The organism is Lysinibacillus sp. NPDC093688 (genome assembly GCF_050280145.1).
GTDB lineage: Bacteria > Bacillota > Bacilli > Bacillales_A > Planococcaceae > Lysinibacillus > Lysinibacillus xylanilyticus_B.
Genome location: NZ_JBNNUX010000103.1, coordinates 1 through 1463 on the forward strand (window position 1 = coordinate 1; position 1463 = coordinate 1463).

Genomic DNA, 1463 nt, shown 5'->3' on the forward strand with positions numbered 1-1463 from the left:
TAAAATGTACCCTATAAGATAGACACTTTCAAAAAGGTCATCTTATAGGGTATTTTTGTTTATAATGAAGAAAAAAACGAGCGGTGGTAAATAGTATGACTAAAAATTTATTTTCGAAACAACAACAGGCACAATTAAAATTAAATCCATACGTCAAAACGGTAAGCTCGAAAGCCATTACTTATACAGATGAATTTAAAGAATTTTTTATTGATGAATACGATAAAGGAAAATATCCAAGTGAAATTTTTCTTGAGGCGGGTTTTGACATTGAAGCCCTTGGTCCAACACGTATTCGGAGAGCTTCGAATCGTTGGCGTACGGCTTATAAAGAGCATGGGCTAACAGGTTTAGAAGATGCCAGAAAACATACTTCAGGTCGCCCTTTAGAGCGTGAATTAAGTTTAGAAGAAAAATACGCCCGTTTAGAGGCGAAGATGAAATTGTTAGAAGCAGAAAACGAACTTTTAAAAAAGCTAGATCAACTCGAAAGGCAGCTGATGAGGAAGAAATCAAAATAAGTACTACACAAAAATTTGAGTTAATCCATCAAATAATTGAAAAATATCAATTAAAACGAATGGTACGATATCTTTGTGAAATCGCAAATGTTTCACGCTCAGGCTACTATCGCTATTTTAGTGAAGAAGCTGTCTTGACTCGTCAAAAACAGAATGAAGAAGATGAAGTGGTGAAAGAAGTTATTTTAAAGGCCTTTCATTTTCGAGGACGAAAGAAAGGTGCACGTCAAATAAAAATGACACTCGAAAACCAATATGAAATTACGTACAACCTCAAGCGTATCCGTCGCATTATGAAGAAATTTAATATTATCTGCCCCATTCGAAAAGCGAATCCAGCACGTCGTATGGCAAAAGCCACGAAGGAACATCGCACATGCCCTAACAATTTACACCGCAACTTCAAGCAAGGTGTAGCAGGAAAAGTATTACTAACCGATATCACATATTTAACATATGGCGGTGGTAAACGTGCTTATTTATCAACGATAAAAGACGCCGAAACAAATGAAATTTTAGCTTATGAAGTATCTTCTACATTGAGTATAGAAATTGCGCTCAACACGTTACATAAATTGAAGAAGCATCGCCATTTAAGGGAAGATGCCTTTATCCATTCGGATCAAGGTTTCCACTATACGAATCCAAAATTCCGAGCCTTAGTGAAGAAAATTGGCTTAGGACAGTCCATGTCACGCAGTGGAAATTGTTGGGATAATGCGCCTCAAGAATCATTCTTTGGGCATTTTAAAGATGAAACAACTATTAGAACATGTGAAACGTTAGAAGAAGTAAAGAAAGAAATTAAGAGTTATATGATTTACTACAATCATTATCGAGGGCAATGGAATTTAAAAAAGCTACCGCCTGCAAAATACAGACAGCAGCTTCAAAAAGTTGCCTAACCTTTTTTAAAATGTCCTTTACAAAGGGTACAATTTA

Annotated in this window: 1 protein-coding gene; it reads left to right on the plus strand. The window is 35.7% G+C overall.

Annotated features, from left to right (window positions below; genetic code table 11):
* Window positions 1-95: 95 nt before the first annotated feature.
* A protein-coding gene (locus tag ACQKN2_RS25250) for an IS3 family transposase (protein ID WP_427417366.1) occupies window positions 96-1426 on the plus strand; the annotation gives its coding sequence in 2 pieces (ribosomal slippage) (window positions 96-480 and window positions 480-1426; 1332 coding nt in all).
* The last annotated feature ends 37 nt before the right edge of the window (window positions 1427-1463 follow it).